This is a genomic window from Nocardia sp. CA-151230 (assembly GCF_050942175.1).
Taxonomy (GTDB): Bacteria; Actinomycetota; Actinomycetes; order Mycobacteriales; family Mycobacteriaceae; genus Nocardia.
On the sequence record NZ_CP192061.1, the window covers coordinates 1145281 to 1161488 of the forward strand.

At 69.1% G+C, this 16208-nt stretch carries 13 protein-coding genes and 1 riboswitch; of the genes, 7 read left to right on the forward strand and 6 right to left on the reverse strand.

Annotated features, from left to right (window positions below; all coding sequences use genetic code 11):
- The first annotated feature begins 100 nt into the window (after nt 1-100).
- Nucleotides 101-3457: an error-prone DNA polymerase gene (locus ACQP1O_RS04960; protein WP_433564704.1), complete on the forward strand. Its 3357-nt coding sequence runs from the start codon at nt 101-103 to the stop codon at nt 3455-3457.
- Nucleotides 3458-3533: 76 nt separating this feature from the next.
- Here ACQP1O_RS04960 and ACQP1O_RS04965 read toward each other — a convergent pair whose 3' ends face one another.
- A complete protein-coding gene (locus tag ACQP1O_RS04965; protein WP_433564705.1) occupies nt 3534-4526 on the reverse strand; it encodes a hypothetical protein in 993 nt (330 codons plus the stop codon).
- A 134-nt stretch (nt 4527-4660) separates the two neighbouring features.
- On the opposite strand from ACQP1O_RS04965, the gene ACQP1O_RS04970 reads away from it, so the two are divergent.
- The gene (locus ACQP1O_RS04970) at nt 4661-4921 is read left to right on the forward strand and encodes a DUF167 domain-containing protein (protein WP_433567580.1); all 261 of its coding nucleotides are present in this window, start codon (nt 4661-4663) and stop codon (nt 4919-4921) included.
- Between the two features lie 78 nt (nt 4922-4999).
- Here ACQP1O_RS04970 and ACQP1O_RS04975 read toward each other — a convergent pair whose 3' ends face one another.
- Nucleotides 5000-5464 carry a tRNA (cytidine(34)-2'-O)-methyltransferase gene (locus ACQP1O_RS04975; RefSeq protein WP_433564706.1) on the reverse strand — a complete coding sequence of 155 codons (465 nt, stop codon included), beginning with the start codon at nt 5462-5464 and terminating at the stop codon, nt 5000-5002.
- A 38-nt stretch (nt 5465-5502) separates the two neighbouring features.
- On the opposite strand from ACQP1O_RS04975, the gene ACQP1O_RS04980 reads away from it, so the two are divergent.
- Nucleotides 5503-5820 carry a DUF3017 domain-containing protein gene (locus ACQP1O_RS04980; protein WP_433564707.1) on the forward strand — a complete coding sequence of 106 codons (318 nt, stop codon included), beginning with the start codon at nt 5503-5505 and terminating at the stop codon, nt 5818-5820.
- 88 nt (nt 5821-5908) lie between these two features.
- On the opposite strand, the gene ACQP1O_RS04985 is transcribed toward ACQP1O_RS04980, so the two are convergent.
- From ACQP1O_RS04985 to ACQP1O_RS05000, 4 genes are all read right to left on the reverse strand, one after another.
- Complete coding sequence (locus ACQP1O_RS04985) at nt 5909-6070, reverse strand: hypothetical protein (protein WP_169336776.1); 162 nt, start codon at nt 6068-6070, stop codon at nt 5909-5911.
- Between the two features lie 179 nt (nt 6071-6249).
- A complete protein-coding gene (metX, locus tag ACQP1O_RS04990; protein WP_433567581.1) occupies nt 6250-7368 on the reverse strand; it encodes a homoserine O-acetyltransferase MetX in 1119 nt (372 codons plus the stop codon).
- A gap of 41 nt (nt 7369-7409) precedes the next feature.
- The gene (locus tag ACQP1O_RS04995) at nt 7410-8759 is read right to left on the reverse strand and encodes a bifunctional o-acetylhomoserine/o-acetylserine sulfhydrylase (RefSeq protein ID WP_433564708.1); all 1350 of its coding nucleotides are present in this window, start codon (nt 8757-8759) and stop codon (nt 7410-7412) included.
- Nucleotides 8760-8855: 96 nt separating this feature from the next.
- A riboswitch (SAM riboswitch) is annotated at nt 8856-8967 on the reverse strand.
- 12 nt (nt 8968-8979) lie between these two features.
- Nucleotides 8980-9690 carry a TetR/AcrR family transcriptional regulator gene (locus tag ACQP1O_RS05000; RefSeq protein WP_433564709.1) on the reverse strand — a complete coding sequence of 237 codons (711 nt, stop codon included), beginning with the start codon at nt 9688-9690 and terminating at the stop codon, nt 8980-8982.
- Nucleotides 9691-9828: 138 nt separating this feature from the next.
- On the opposite strand from ACQP1O_RS05000, the gene ACQP1O_RS05005 reads away from it, so the two are divergent.
- The 4 genes from ACQP1O_RS05005 (at nt 9829) to ACQP1O_RS05020 (ending at nt 16128) form a co-directional block, all read left to right on the forward strand.
- Nucleotides 9829-11322, forward strand: a complete 1494-nt coding sequence (locus tag ACQP1O_RS05005) for an MFS transporter (protein WP_433564710.1) — start codon at nt 9829-9831, stop codon at nt 11320-11322.
- A gap of 354 nt (nt 11323-11676) precedes the next feature.
- Nucleotides 11677-12894 carry an NADP-dependent isocitrate dehydrogenase gene (locus ACQP1O_RS05010; protein WP_433564711.1) on the forward strand — a complete coding sequence of 406 codons (1218 nt, stop codon included), beginning with the start codon at nt 11677-11679 and terminating at the stop codon, nt 12892-12894.
- Between the two features lie 393 nt (nt 12895-13287).
- Nucleotides 13288-14688, forward strand: a complete 1401-nt coding sequence (locus tag ACQP1O_RS05015; protein WP_433564712.1) for an FAD-binding oxidoreductase — start codon at nt 13288-13290, stop codon at nt 14686-14688.
- Nucleotides 14689-14892: 204 nt separating this feature from the next.
- The gene (locus ACQP1O_RS05020) at nt 14893-16128 is read left to right on the forward strand and encodes an MFS transporter (RefSeq protein WP_433567582.1); all 1236 of its coding nucleotides are present in this window, start codon (nt 14893-14895) and stop codon (nt 16126-16128) included.
- Nucleotides 16129-16208 lie beyond the last annotated feature (80 nt).

The window sequence follows — 16208 nt, forward strand, 5'->3', positions numbered from 1 at the left end:
ATCGGCCTCCTGGGATTTGGTGCGTGCCGCTGTAGAGACCAATCGGTTTCGAATGTATGTTCGATACTCAAGACCGGTCGGATTGTGGAGGAGGTGCGTCATGGGCTGGCACAATGGCCCGCCTTCCTGGGCGGAGATGGAACGGGTGCTGTCCGGACGGCCCGATCCCGCGCGCAAGCCGGTCGACGGCGACGGCGGCGACAGCCCGGCCTGGTCGCGGAAGCGGGAGAAGTACGAGGCCGGGGAACTCGGGCGGGTCGCGCGATCGGCGGTGCCGTACGCCGAGCTGCACACGCACTCGGCCTACAGCTTCCTCGATGGCGCCAGCCAGCCCGAAGAACTCGTGGAGGAGGCTGTGCGACTGGGCCTGGAGGCCCTCGCGCTGACCGACCACGACGGGTTCTACGGCGTGGTGCGGTTCGCGGAGGCGGCGCGGGAATGGCGGATGCCGACCATCTTCGGCGCCGAGCTGTCCATCGGCACCGCGGCCCGCGCCGGTGCGCACCTGGCGCCCCGCGGGCGGCGGCGCGGCCGCGAATCCGACTCGGACGCACTGAATTCCGAGCCGCGCACCGGCACGCCCGACCCGGCCGGACCGCACCTGCTGGTGCTGGCACGCGGACAGGAGGGGTACCGGCGGCTGTCGCGGGAGATGGCCGCCGCGCACATGGCGGCGGGGGAGAAGGGCATCCTGCGCTACGACCTGGAACGGCTCACCGCCGCGGCGGGCGGGCACTGGCACATTCTCACCGGCTGCCGCAAAGGGACTGTGCGACAGGCGCTTCAGCAGGGCGACGCGGCGGCCGAGGCGGCGCTGCGCGATCTGATCGAACGATTCGGGCGCGAGCAGGTGAGCGTGGAGCTCACCCACCACGGCATCCCCGAGGACGATGAGCGCAATGCCCGGCTCATCGCCCTCGCCGACCGGCTCGGGCTGCCCGTACTCGCCACCACCGGAGCGCATTTCGCGGCCCCGCCGCACCGGCGCCGAGCCATGGCGCTGGCCGCCATCCGGGCTCGCTCCAGCCTCGACGACATGGCCGGCTGGCTGGCTCCCACCGGCGGCGCGCACCTGCGCTCCGGTGACGAGATGGCGCGGCTGTTCGCCGCCTGCCCCGAGGCGGTGGCGAATGCCGTTGCGCTGGGCCGGGACTGCGCGTTCGATCTGCGGCTGATCGCGCCCCAACTGCCGCCCTTCGACGTGCCGGACGGCCACGACGAGAACTCGTGGCTGCGCGAGCTCACCCTCCGCGGCGCGGCTCGCCGCTACGGGCCACGGGCCGGGAACCCGGACGCCTACCGGCAGCTGGAACACGAACTGGACGTGATCGCCACCCTGAACTTCCCGGGCTACTTCCTGGTCGTGCACGACATCGTCAGCTTCTGCCGCGACAACGACATCCTCTGCCAGGGCCGGGGTTCCGCGGCCAATTCGGCGGTCTGCTACGCCATCGGCATCACCAATGTGGACCCGGTCGCCAACAAGCTGCTGTTCGAACGGTTCCTGTCGCCGGAGCGGGACGGGCCACCGGACATCGACGTGGACATCGAATCGGATCGGCGCGAGGAGGCCATCCAGCACGTCTACGCCAAATACGGGCGCGAGTACGCGGCGCAGGTGGCCAATGTGATCACCTACCGCGGGCGCTCCGCGGTGCGGGATGCCGCACGCGCCCTGGGCTTTTCGACCGGACAGCAGGACGCCTGGAGCAAACAGGTGAGCCGCTGGACGGGCGTGGCGGAAGAACAGCACACCGACATCCCCGGCGACGTGCTCACGCTGGCCGGTGAACTGGAGGGGCTGCCAAGGCATTTGGGCATCCACTCCGGCGGCATGGTGATCTGCGACCGGCCCATCGCCGACGTGTGCCCGACCGAATGGGCGCGCATGGCCGATCGCAGTGTGCTGCAGTGGGACAAGGACGACTGCGCGTCGGCGGGACTGGTCAAGTTCGACCTGCTCGGGCTGGGCATGCTGTCGGCGCTGCACTACATGATCGACCTGGTGGCCGAGCACAAGGGGCACACCGTCGAACTGCATCGGCTGGACCTGGGCGAGGAAGCCGTCTACGACATGCTGTGCCGCGCCGACTCCGTCGGCGTCTTCCAGGTGGAGTCCCGCGCGCAGATGGCGACCCTGCCGCGCCTGAAGCCGCGGAATTTCTACGACCTGGTGGTGGAGGTGGCACTCATCCGGCCGGGACCGATCCAGGGCGGGTCGGTGCACCCCTACATCCGTCGCCGCAATGGCAGGGAGGAGCCCGATTACGACCATCCGGCACTGGAGAATGCGCTGGAACGCACCCTCGGCGTCCCGCTGTTCCAGGAGCAGCTCATGCAGATGGCCGTGGACGTCGCCGGATTCACCGCCGCCGAGGCCGATCAGCTGCGCCGCGCCATGGGATCCAAACGGTCACCGGAGAAGATGGAACGGCTGCGGGCCCGCTTCTATCAGGGCATGAAGGGCCTGCACGGCATCACCGGCGAGGTGGCCGACCGCATCTACGAGAAGGTGTACGCCTTCGCGAATTTCGGTTTCCCGGAAAGCCATTCGCAGAGTTTCGCCTCACTGGTGTTCTACTCGGCGTGGTTCAAACTTCATCACCCGGCCGCGTTCTGCGCCGGACTGCTGCGCGCCCAGCCGATGGGGTTCTACTCGCCGCAGTCGCTGGTCGCCGACGCGCGACGGCACGGGGTGGTGGTGCACGGGCCCGACATCAACCACAGCCTGGCCGAGGCGACCCTGGAGGCGCGGGGCCTGGAGATCCGGCTGGGGCTGGCCGCGGTCCGGCACATCGGCACCGAGCTGGCCGAACAGATCGTGACCGCCCGCGAAATCGGGCCCTACACCACGTTTCTCGACCTCACCGGGCGCGTGGAGCTGAGCGTGCCGCAGGCCGAAGCGCTGGCCACCGCGGGCGCGCTGACCAGTCTCGGCGGCACCCGGCGCGAGGCGCTGTGGGCGGCGGGCGCGGCCGCGGGGGAACGGCCCGACCGGCTGCCCGGCACCGGCGCGGCCACCGCCGCACCCGCCCTGCCCGGGATGAGCGCGCTGGAGCTGGCCGCCGCCGACGTGTGGGCCACCGGCGTCTCGCCCGGCAGCTACCCGACCGAATTCCTGCGCGAGCGCCTCGATGCGCTCGGCGTCATTCCCGCCGCGCAGCTGCTCGACATTCGTGACGGCACACGGGTTCTCGTCGGCGGCGCGGTCACCCACCGGCAGCGTCCGGCCACCGCGGGCGGGGTCACCTTCCTCAATCTGGAGGACGAGACCGGCATGGTGAACGTGGTCTGCTCGGTCGGCCTCTGGGCCCGCTACCGCCGCCTGGCCACCACCGCGCGCGCCCTGCTCATCCGCGGGCGGGTGCAGAACGCCGAGGGCGCGGTCACCATCGTCGCCGACCATCTGCAGCGCATGGACCTGCGCATCGAGGGCCGTTCCCGCGACTTCCGCTGAACACGGCCGCCGGCACCATATTTCGGTGGCCGCCGGGGCGGAGCCGGCATCGGTGCGGGCCGACGCGAGTGAGCGGTCAGAAGTCGCCGCCACCACCGCCGGAGTCGCCACCGCCGCCGAAATCGCCGCCACCGCCGCCGAAGTCGCTGCCGCCGCCGCCGAAGTCGCTGCCGCCGCCGAAGTCGTAGTCTCCGCCGCCCCCGCCCCACTGCTGCGGGCCGGGGTCGTAGCCACCGCCGGACTCCGGGGGCGGGCCGTAGTCATGGCGCTCGCGCTCCTCGTGTTCGCCTTCCATCCGGCCGAGTTCATAGCCGAGCAGGCCGCCTCCGACCGCGCCGCCGACCGCGCCGAGACCCGCGGCCGCGCCGGGGCTCATGCCGCCCCGCCCGCTGCCGTAGGGCGGGTTGCCGTAGCCGGGAGCGCCGTAGCCGGGACCGCCGGGGGCATAGCCGCCACCGAAGCCACCGCCGCCGGGCGGGGGCGGCGGGTTGCCGCGGCGGCGGCGGAAGAACGCGACGACGGCCGCGATGATGCCGCCGATGATCACGATCGGGCACAGAATGCCCAGCCACCCCCAGCCGCTGCCCTTGGATTCGGGTTTCGCGGCGGGCGCAGGCGCCGGATTGCCGGCCCGGGCGCTGGTGGGCGCGGCCTGATCGGTCGCCGACTTCAGCGCGCCCAGCGCCGCGACGGTCGCGCCCGTGTAGTCGCCGCTGCCGAAGGCGTTCTTGAATGCCGTACCGGCGGAACCGGTTTCGCGAATGTGCGAGTTCGCGCCGGTGCGGATCGACAGGAACTTGGACTTGGTGTTGATGGCCAGCACCACGTCCGCCGGATCCTTGACGTGGCTCTGCGCCTCCTGATCGAACTTGCCGTGATCGTCGGAGAACTTCTCGGTGGTGAAGATCTGCACCGGATTCGACAGCTGGTTCGCCGCATCCGTCACCTTGGCGACGTCCAGCACCTTGGAGTCGTCGTGCACCGTGACCGGTCCGGCCGCGGCCGCCCCCGTCGCCAGCAGGATCACCCCCAGTAAGGCCGACAGCAGTAATACGAGACGCTTGACCATCTTGCTTTTCCTTTCGGGGCGACCTTCCGCCACGGCACACCGGACACTACGGCTTCACGCCCTCCCTCGCTTACCCCGTTTTCTGTGGCTTCTATCGCAGACCCCGGCTGTTGACCCCGGACGCATCCGAGACAATGGGCCTCGACGAGTCAGGAAGGGAGTGCGGTGTGGCCATAGTCCGGGCGACCATCAAACCCGGCAGCAAGAAGGGGCCCCTGGTCGAGATCCTCGACGACGGGGCGCTGCAGCTGTACGTGCGTGCCCCGGCGGTGGAGGGCAAGGCCAACAGAGCAGCCATCGAGCTGCTGGCCGCTCACTACGGCGTCCCCAAATCCGCGGTCCGCCTGACGGGCGGCGCGACCTCCCGCTTCAAGCGCTTCGAAATCGACGACTGATTCGAACCCGCCCCCGGAAACCCGGACCGCCCCCGGAAACCCGGACCGCGCCCGGAAACCCGGACCGCGCCCGGATGCTCAGACCGCGCCCGGAAAACCCAGCTGGCGCCAGGCCTCGTACACGGCGACGGCCGCGGCATTGGACAGATTCATCGAGCGCCGGCCCGGCAGCATCGGGATGCGCAGCTGCTCGGTGACGCGGGGATCGGCGAGCACCTCCTCGGGCAACCCGGTCGGCTCGGGCCCGAAGAGCAGCACATCGCCCGAGCGATAGGCGACATCGGTGCTGTGGGTGGTGGCCGTCGCGGTGAAGGCGAAGACTCGCTCGGGCCCAATGGCATCCCACGCGGCGGCGAGACTTTTGTGCACGGTGACGACGGCCAGGTCGTGGTAGTCCAACCCGGCCCGGCGCAGTTTCGGCTCGGACAGGTCGAAGCCGAGCGGTTCGATCAGGTGCAGTTCGCAGCCGGTACCGGCCGCCAGCCGAATGGCATTGCCGGTATTCGGGGGGATGCGAGGTTCGAAGAACACGAGATGGAACACGGGCTCCAGCATCGCAGAGGGCCGGATAAGCTCGTGCGGTGAGTCCAGCCCATGCCGCACCCGAGAGCCGTAGCAGTCGTGCGGGGGAGTTCGTCCGGGACAATCTGCCCATACTGCTGGTAGCGATGGTGCTGGTGGTGGCCGTGGTCTTCCTGGCCTGGGACCGCTGGCGGCGCGGCACGTTCTTCTTCGGCGGCGGGGCGCTGCTGGCCGCGGCACTGCGGCTGATTCTGCCGACCGACCGGGCCGGTCTGCTCGCGGTGCGTAGCAAGGGTTTCGACGTCGCCTGGCTGACGGTGCTGGGCGGCGCGATCATCGTGCTGGCCGCGACCATCAGCAGCCTCGGCGTCACCTAGACCGCGCCGAGGTCGGGGCCGCGACCGGAGTCGCGGCACTGAATGTTCGATCGGATGGTGGCCGCGAACCCGCGGCGCTGGGGGATTGCTAGACCGAGGTCATGCGGCGGCCGAGCTCGCGGCGCAACACTTCCTGGTCGGGGAGTCTGTGCAGGACACGGAGTATGGCCGGGCGAAGTTCACGCTGCTCGTCCTCGGAGAGCAGATCGACGAGATCGCGTAGATCCATGTCATCGAATGCGGCGGTCATGCCTGAATACATTACGGGTGCCGAGCCTCGCGCACACGTATTCCGGGCTGACGGTTACGGAGGTGTCATGTGCGCGAAACCGGAAGCGCGTCACGGCAATTCGCGCGAAACGGACACGATACGCGAGGTAACGCGCCTCCGGTGAGGCAGCGGAGATGCAGCGGACGGGCAGCGTTGTTTCAGCGGTCCGACTCGCGCAGGGTGCGGGCCAGGTCCATCGTCTCCAGCATGAGCTTGCCGACCGCCTCGGTCTCGGTCAGGAACCCGTCGTGGCCGTCCCGGGACCGGATGATCTCCAGCCCCTTGGAACCCGGCAGCAGATCGGCCAGCTCCTGCAGGGTGCGCAGCGGGTACAGCCGATCCGAGTCCACCCCGCCGACCACGCACGGCACCGGCGTGGACCCCAGCGCCGCCGCGATACCGCCGCGGCCGCGGCCCACGTCGTGGCGGTTCATGGCCTCGGTGAGCAGCACATAGGTGGCCGGGTCGAACCGTGAGATCAGCTTGTCGGCCTGGTACTCCAGATAGCTCTGCACCGCGTAACGCCCACCCGCCCACGGGTCCTCATCGCCCTGGGCATGGTTCTCGAAGCGGTGGTCGAGCTCGAACTCGGTGCGATAGGTCAGGTGCGCGATGCGCCGGGCGATGCCCATGCCGGTCATCGGGGCGCGCCCGGTGCCGTGGTAGTTGCCGCCCTGCCAGTCCGGATCGGCCGTGATGGCCGCGATCTGGGTGGTCTGGGTGCCGATCTGGTCGGCGGTGCCGCGCGGGCCGACCGCCAGCACCAGGGCCGCCCCGACCCGCTCGGGCCGGGCGACCATCCATTCCAGCACCCGCATGCCGCCCATGGAGCCGCCCACCACGGCGGCCAGGCGGTCGATGCCGAGCAGGTCGAACAGCGTGATCTCGGCGGCCACCTGATCGCGGATGGAGATCTCGGGAAACCTTGCGCCCCAGGGTTTTCCGTCCGCCGCCAGCGACGACGGCCCGGTGCTGCCCTTACAGCCGCCGAGCACATTGGTGGCGATGACACACCACTCGCGGGTGTCCACCGGCGCGCCGGGACCCACGATGCCGTCCCACCAGCCGGCCTGGCCGTGGTGCACGTCGGCGGGGCCCACCACGTGCGAATCACCGGTCAGCGCGTGCTCCACGAGCACCACGTTGTCCGCGTTCGCCGATAGTTCGCCCCACCGCTGCACAGCCAGCGTGACATCGGGAATGACGGCTCCGGTCTCGAGCTCGATATCCCCGATGGCAATGCTGCCGAGCGTCCCGTCGGGCGGCGGCAACAGCAGCTCCGCCGCGTGCCGGGCCGTGTTCGATTCGATGTTCACGGTCAATTTGCCGCCGCCGTCAGTCCGGCGCGCAGATCCGCCAGGATGTCGCCGATCCCCTCGATACCCACGGCCAACCGGACCAGACCAGGTGTGACACCGGACGCCAGTTGTTCGGCGGGAGTCAGCTGGGAATGCGTGGTGGAGGCCGGGTGGATGACGAGCGAGCGCACATCGCCGATGTTAGCGACGTGGCTGTGCAGCACCAGCGCCTCCACGAACTTCTTGCCGGCGTCCACGCCACCGGCCAGCTCGAAGGAGACGATGGCGCCGACGCCCTTGGGTGCCAGCTGTTTGCCCCGCTCGAACCACTGGGAGCTGGGCAGTCCTGCGTAGTAGACCTTCTCGACGCCGGGCTGCTCGGCCAGGAACTCGGCCACGGCCTGGGCATTGGCCACGTGCCGCTCGACGCGCAGGCTCAGCGTCTCGATGCCCTGCGCGATGAGGAAGGCGTTGAACGGCGACACCGCCGCACCCAGATCGCGCAGCAACTGTACCCGCGCCTTGAGCGCGTAGGCCGGCGCGCCGAGATCGGCGAACACGGCGCCGTGGTAGCTGGGATCCGGGGTGGTGAAACCCGGGAAGCGGGACTCACCCGCCGCGTCCCGCACGGTCCAGTCGAAGTTGCCGCCGTCCACGATCACGCCCGCGACCGCGGAGCCGTGCCCGCCCAGGTATTTGGTGGCCGAGTGCACGACGATGTCCGCGCCCAGTCGCAGCGGCTGGATCAGGTACGGCGTGGCGACGGTGTTGTCCACGATCAGCGGCACGCCCGCCGCGTGCGCGACCTCGGCGATGCCCGGGATGTCGAGCACCGAGCTGCTCGGATTGGCGACCGTCTCCCCGTAGAACGCCTTGGTGTTGGGCCGCACGGCCGTGCGCCACTGCTCGAGATCGTCCGGATCCTCGACGAAGCTGACCTCGATGCCCAGCTTGGGCAGCGAGTAGTGCAGCAGGTTGTAGGTGCCGCCGTACAGGTGCGGGCTGGCCACGATGTGGTCGCCGGCCTGCGCCAGATTCAGGATCGCGTAGGTCTCCGCGGCCTGACCGGAGGCCAGCAGCAGCGCGGCCACACCGCCCTCGAGCGCGGCGATGCGCTGCTCCACCGCGTCCTGGGTGGGGTTCATGATGCGGGTGTAGATATTGCCCGGCTCGGCGAGCCCGAACAGCGCGGCGGCGTGATCGGTGTCGCGGAAGGCGTAGGAGGTGGTCTGGTAGATGGGCAGGGCGCGGGCTCCGGTGGCCGGATCGGGAGCCTGTCCGGCGTGAATCTGCTTGGTCTCGAAGGACCAGCCGGCCGGATCCAGGTTGCCGTCAGCCGAGACGGCCGCGGGCGCGGTCGAGTCACTCATGTGTTCTGCTCCAAAAACAAGGTCGCCGAGTGGCGGAAGTTTGATGTTATCGAGAGGCGAATGGGCTTCGACACCAACACATTTCGGTAGACCTCCTAGTTGCGCTTGCGTTCGGCCTTCGAACGCCGGGTCTGCACCCGGAGCACCCCACCGCAGCTGGAGGGTTGCCGATCAGCAAGCCGGGGCCTTAACGCTGATGCTCTTGACCTGTCGCGCGATTCTAGCGGGCGGACGCCGGTGTTTCGGAAGTGGGGCTGGCCACAGCGGGCTCCGCGCAGGTGCGAACGAATTCGTGATACGCGCCGACCACGGCCTCCGCCATGCGGCGCGGTGACGCGATCAGACGCTCGTCGGCGAAGCCGGAATCGAAGTCCGATTCGGTGCCGGCCCGCATGATGGCGTGGAAGGTGCCGAGCAGCAACCGAACTCGCAGATCTGCGACGGTGGTGCCGAGGCGTTCGGCCAGCACCTGCGCGGTCTGCTCGGTCTTGTTCTCGGTGGCGGCCATGCTGCACGCCCGTACCGCGGCGGTGGACCGGATGATGCGCTGCATTTGCTGGAACCAGCGGAAGGGCAGCGGTTCGTCGTGGTCGACCACGCGGTCCACGATGGCCAGGAAGCTGTCCAGCAGCGCTTTCAGCTCGTTGCCGGTGCTCGGCTGCTCGCGCAGCGCATCCGCGTGTGCCCGCGCCCAGTCGGCGATGGGCGCGATGACGATGTCTTCCTTGCTGTCGAAGTACCGGTTCACGGTGCGCGGCGAGACGTCGGCCTCGTCGGCGATCTGTTCCACGGTGGTGGCGTCGAAGCCCTGGTCGTCGCACAGCCGCAGGGCGACGTCGATGATCCGCGCCCGGGTCTGTTCCTTCTTCCGCTCACGCAGGCCCGGCCGGTGACGTGCGATCACACCGAGGTGAGTTGACAACTCCGACATACCTCCATGGTAAGGGTTCGAGCGCTTCTCGTGTCCCATTATGCCAACTGTCGCAGTGCGACAAATTTCTCTTGACGTCAATTGGCCTCAGGGGTCAAGATTGTCGAGGGTGTTCCCGACCGTCCGTGAGGAGACGACATGACCGCCGCGACAACAACACTCGAAGACCGATCACAAAGCGCCGACCGGCGCGGAGCTGCGCGCTGGTGGGCCCTGGGCGTACTCGCTATCGCCCAGCTGATGGTGGTGCTGGACGCCACCATCGTCACCATCTCCATGCCTTTCGCCCAGCGTGACCTGGGCATCAGCGACGGCGACCGGCAGTGGGTGCTCACCGCCTACACGCTGATCTTCGGCGGCCTGCTGCTGCTCGGCGGCCGCCTCGCCGACTACCTGGGCCGCCGCCGCATGTTCCTGATCGGCCTGGTCGGCTTCGCCGGCGCGTCGGCGCTGGCCGGGCTCGCGCAGAACGGCGCGGAACTCTTCGCCGGGCGCGGGCTGCAGGGCGCGTTCGCCGCCCTGCTCGCGCCGGCCGCGCTGTCACTGGTGTCGGTCACCTTCACCGAGGCCAGGGAGCGTGCTCGCGCCTTCGGCGTCTTCGCGGGTGTGTCCGCGGGTGGCGCGGCCATCGGCCTGATCGTGGGCGGGGCGCTCACCGAATACGCCAACTGGCGCTGGTGCCTGCTGGTCAACGCCCCGATCGCGCTGATCGCCTTCCTGGGCGCACTCGCCTTCGTGGTCCGGGACGTGCCCGCGCCGCGCACCGGCGGCTATGACCTGCCCGGCGCGGTGACCGCCACGCTCGGCCTGGTCTCGGTGGTCTACGGCTTCAGCCGCGCGGCCTCCGACGGCTGGACCGCGAGCACCACCCTGGCCCTGCTGATCGCGGGCGTCGCGCTGCTGGCCGCCTTCGTCGCCATCGAGCGGCGCTCGTCGAATCCGCTACTGCCGCTGCGTATTCCGGGGGAGATCAACCGGGGCGGCTCGTTCCTGGTGGCGCTGCTGCTGCCGATCGCCATGTTCGCCATGTTCATCAACATGAGCTACTACTTCCAGATCACGCTGGGCTGGTCGGCGCTGAAGGCGGGGGTGGCGTTCCTGCCCTTCCCGATCGGCATCGTCGTCTCCGCGGGCGTCGCGAGCGGGCTGCTGCCGCGGATCGGGCCGCGGCCGCTCATGATCACCGGTTCGGTGCTGGGCATGGCCGGGCTGCTGTACCTGTCGCGGCTGAGCTTCGGGGACAGCTACGCCGGGGGCGTGCTGCCGGCAGTGATTCTTATCGCGCTCGGCATGGGCGGGCTGTTCGTGGCCATGCAGACCACGGCGCTGCACCAGGTCGAGGAGCGTGACTCCGGTGTCGCCAGCGCGCTGCTCAATGCCGCGCAGCAGGTGGGCGGCGCGATCGGCACCGCGCTGCTGTCGACGATCGCGGTGCAGGTGGCCGAGCGGTTCGCGAAGAACAATCCGGGCGTCGACCACGTGATGGCCCGGGCCGCGATTCATTCCTATGACATCGCGTTCCTGATCGGCGCGGGGTTCTTCCTGGTGACCATTCCGATCATCGCGTTCATGGTGCGGGACAAGCCGGAAAATCTGCTCGAAGGTTCCGAGCACGTGCACGTGGGCGTCTGACCGGCCGACTATTCACCCGCGGGTCGCGACAACATATATCCCGCGGTCCGCGGGTTTGGGGGTTGCCGCGGGCCGCGGGTTTTCGCATCCTGGAAAGTGCGTAAAGTCACGCGAAAAGCTACTTATCGGTAACCGCACTGAATCCCGCACAGCGGGGGCCACCCGAGCGGTGAGATCGATAGCAGCAGTACGCTTGTCTTGCTTGACGCCACAGCGTACGTGGACTTGGCACCACAGGTCCCGTGCCGAGCGCCATGCGTATACGTTGTCTGTTGAACAGCTGGGGTCCGCTACAAGCGGTGCTCACCGGCCGTGCAATGGGAGCACCACCTTCCTAGGAGGACACGAAGATCCATGTCCAAGATCAAGGTTGAAGGGACCGTCGTCGAACTCGATGGCGACGAGATGACCCGGATCATCTGGCAGTTCATCAAGGACAAACTGATCAACCCGTATCTCGATGTGAACCTCGAGTATTACGACCTCGGCATCGAGTACCGCGACAAGACCGATGATCAGGTGACCATCGACGCCGCCAACGCCATCAAGAAGCACGGCGTGGGTGTGAAGTGCGCGACGATCACCCCGGATGAGGCCCGCGTCACGGAGTTCGGTCTGAAGAAGATGTGGCGGTCGCCGAACGGCACCATCCGCAACATCCTCGGCGGCACCATCTTCCGTGCGCCGATCATCATCTCCAATGTGCCGCGTCTGGTCCCGGGCTGGACCAAGCCGATCATCATCGGCCGCCACGCCTTCGGTGACCAGTACCGCGCCACCGATTTCAAGGTGCACCAGGCGGGCACCGTCACCCTGACCTTCACGCCCGAGGACGGCTCCGAGCCGATCCAGCACGAGGTCGTCCGCATGCCGGAAGACGGCGGCGTGATCATGGGCATGTACAACTTCAAGGACTCGATCCGGGACTTCGCGCGGGCCTCGCTGAACTACGGCCTGCAGCAGAACTACCCGGTGTACATGTCGACCAAGAACACCATCCTCAAGGCCTACGACGGCATGTTCAAGGACACCTTCCAGGAGGTGTACGAGACCGAGTTCAAGGAAGAGTTCGACGCGGCCGGTCTCACCTACGAGCACCGCCTGATCGACGACATGGTCGCCTCCGCGCTCAAGTGGGAGGGTGGCTACGTCTGGGCCTGCAAGAACTACGACGGCGATGTGCAGTCCGACACCGTGGCGCAAGGCTTCGGCTCGCTGGGTCTGATGACCTCCGTGCTGCTCACCCCGGACGGCCGCACCTGTGAGGCCGAGGCGGCGCACGGCACCGTGACCCGGCACTACCGTCAGCACCAGCAGGGCAAGCCCACCTCCACCAACCCGATCGCCTCGATCTTCGCGTGGACGCGTGGCCTGGCCCACCGCGGCAAGCTGGACAACACCCCCGAGGTGATCGGCTTCGCCCAGACGCTCGAGGATGTCGTCATCAAGACGGTCGAGTCCGGCCAGATGACCAAGGACCTCGCGCTGCTGGTCGGCGGCGACCAGGGCTACCTGACCACCGAGGAGTTCCTCGGCGTGCTGGACGCCAACCTGGCTCGCGAGCTGCGCTAGAAAGAAGATCCCAGCTCTCGGGACTCTCAGGGGCAAGCCCCTGAAACCCCAAGGGCAAGAGGTTGTTCAGGGGCCACCCCTGAAAACCCAGGAGCGCATGCTCCCACGCGCCGACGAACGTGAACAGCGCGAAGCGGTGAAGATGGCGGCCGGGACCACAGTCCCGGCCAGGACCATCCACCGCGCCACACGGGCACCTGCCCCCATCGGAACCGGTGGGTGGGCGGGTGCCCGAACTGTTTTCGGGGTTCTGCCGGCCGTGATCACGAAACGTTCACACGGTCCTTGCCAGCATGGCCGCGTGCCAACGGGTTAACGCACCCGATCGAACGGTCAATACCCCTGTGACAGATGGGGTTCGGCCGCGGTACGCGCGGCGGCGAAGGAGGAGCGATGACGGCGATCGGTGGCGAACTGCGCACTGTGGTGCGGGGCCGGGTGCTGGTACCCGGGGACGAGGGTTTCGAACAGGCGAGCACCCCGTGGAATCTCGCCGTGCGGCAGCGGGTTTCGGCGGTGGTGGAGGTCGCGGACGCGGCCGACGCCGCGGCGCTGGTGCGGTTCGCGGCGGCGGCCGAGCTGCCACTGAGCACGCGGGCGACGGGGCACAGCCCCTCCTCGTCGGCGGACGGGACCGTGCTGGTGACGACCCGGGCGCTGGACGGGATCGAGATCGACCCCGCGGCGCGGGTGGCACGGGTGCAGGCGGGGGTGGCGTGGCAGCCGGTGCTGGAGCGGGCCGCCGCACACGGATTGGCCGGAGCCTGCGGCAGTTCCGCGGTGGTCGGGGTGACGGGGTACACGCTGGGCGGCGGTGTCGGCTGGTTCGCGCGCAGCCGCGGCTACGCCGCGCATGCGGTGCGAGCGCTGGAGGTGGTGACCGCGGACGGCGATCAGCGCCGGGTGACCACGGACTCCGAGCCCGAGCTGTTCTGGGCCCTGCGCGGCGGCGGTGGCGATTTCGCGCTGGTGACCGGCATGGAATTCGAATTGTTCGACGCGGCCGAGCTTTTCGGCGGCCGCATACTCTGGCCCGCAGAGCAAACCGAGGCGGTCGTCGCGGCCTTCCGGCAGGCCACCGCGGAAGCCGAAGAGGGACTGAGCCTTTGGCTGACCCTCGTGCAGTTCCCGCCGTTCCCCGAGATTCCCGAGATGCTGCGCGGCCGGGCCATGGTGGCCGTTGATGTGGTCGCGCTGGGCGCGGTGACGGGTCCGCTGCGGTTGTTCGACGAGATTCCGGGTGCGGTGCTGGACACCCGGCGGCCGCTGGATGCCGCGCAGGTCGGCGGTGTCTGCATGGAGCCGGCCGACCCCAGCCCGGCCCGGGTGCGCGGTGAGCTGCTCACCGAGTTCTCCGCGCGGGTGAGCGACGCGCTGCTGGCCGCTGCGGCACCGCGGGGCGGGGTGGGGCCGCTCGCGCTGGTCCAGGTCCGGCATCTGGGTGGCGCGCTGACCCGGCCGCGCGCCGACGCGGGCTGCGCGGGCGGGATCGCCGAGCCGTACCTGTTGTCGCTGCTGGGCCCCGCGCCGACCGCGGACTTCGAGGCGGTCGTCGTCGAGCGCGGTGACGCCGTGGTGGATGCGCTGCGTCCGTATCTGAGTGGCCGGAAGCCGTTCACCTACCTGGATTCCGGTGAGACCCCGGCCGCGGTCTTCGATCCGGTCACGCTGGCTCGGTTGCTGGAGATCAAGGACCGGTTCGACCCGGATGGCTTGTTCCGCAGCAACTTTCCCGTCATTCCGCCGCTCGGCGAGGCGGATCCCAGCCGGGTCGCCGCACCAGCCACGGTCTGACCGGGGGCGCGCGGGCAGCCCGCCGGGACCAGCGTCCCGGCGGTCGCGTGGCGTGGGCCGGCCCTGATCCGGGCCGGTCGGTGAGTGAAATCACCGGACCGGACGGTATCGGGACGGTTCGCCACTGTGTTGCGCTTGGTTGTGCCCGAATCCGTGTCCGCAGCCACCACCGCATCCGCCGCCGATGAGATGAGCCCCGACGGGATGGATCGTCCCGTCGGGTCCGCGCCCGAGGCCGTCGGGTCCGCGCCCGAGGCGGGGCCACGCGAGCGGTGGCATGTGCCCGCCATGCTGGCGCTGGCCCTGGGTGGGTTCGGAATCGGTACCACCGAATTCGTCACCATGGGTTTGCTGCCCGATATCGCCGACTCCATGAAGGTCTCCGAACCGACTGCCGGACACATTGTTTCGGCCTACGCGCTGGGTGTGGTCGTCGGTGCGCCGGTGATCGCGGCGCTGTGCGCGCGGGTCCCCCGCAAGCGGCTGCTGATGGCGTTGATGGCGGCATTCACACTGGGTAATGCGGCCAGCGTGATCGCACCCGGCTTCTCGACGCTGACCGTGGCGCGGTTCGTCTCGGGCCTGCCGCACGGCGCGTACTTCGGTGTGGCGTCGCTGGCGGCGGCCTCGCTGGCACCGGCGGGGCAGCGTGCCAAGGCGGTTGCCGCAGTTATGCTGGGTCTGAGCGCCGCCAATGTCGTCGGCGTTCCCGCAGCCACCTGGCTGGGCCAGAACCTGGGCTGGCGGAACGCTTTCGTGGTGGTCGCCGTGATCGGTATCGCGACCGTCGCCGCCATCTCCCGCTTCGTGCCGGACCTGCACGGCATTCGCATGACCGACCCCCGCACCGAACTGACCGCCCTGCGTCGCCCCCAGGTGTTGCTGACACTGCTCGTCGGCGCGGTCGGTTTCGGTGGCATGTTCGCCGTCTACACCTACATCACCACCACCCTGACCGATGTCGCCGGCCTGCGGGTGGGCCTGGTTCCGCTGGTGCTCATGCTCTTCGGCCTCGGCATGGTGGCGGGCAATATCGCCGGCGGCGTGCTCGCCGACCGCGGCGTCGACCGCGCGGTGTTCATCTCCCTGCTGGCCATGGTGGTGATTCTCGCCGGATACATTGCGGCAGCGCACAACCCGTACACCGCGGCCCTCGGCGCGTTCCTGGTCGGCGCGTCCGGCGCGGCCCTGGCCCCCGCCCTGCAGACCCGTCTGATGGATGTCGCCCACGACGCCCAGACCCTCGCCGCCGCTCTCAACCATGCGGCCTTGAACATCGCCAACGCCGCCGGGGCGTGGCTCGGCGGCGTGGTGATCGCCGCGGGCCTCGGCTACACCGCCCCGGCGGCGATCGGCGCGGGCCTGGCGGTCGTCGGCGTGGCACTCTTCGCGGTGACGGTCGTGGTGGGCCGTGAAAACCTGCACGGCACACCGGTGTAAACCTCACATTCAGGGTGAAAGACTCACAGCGTTCATTGATCGGAATTCACATCGAACGGGGTTAATCTCGTCGAGTTATC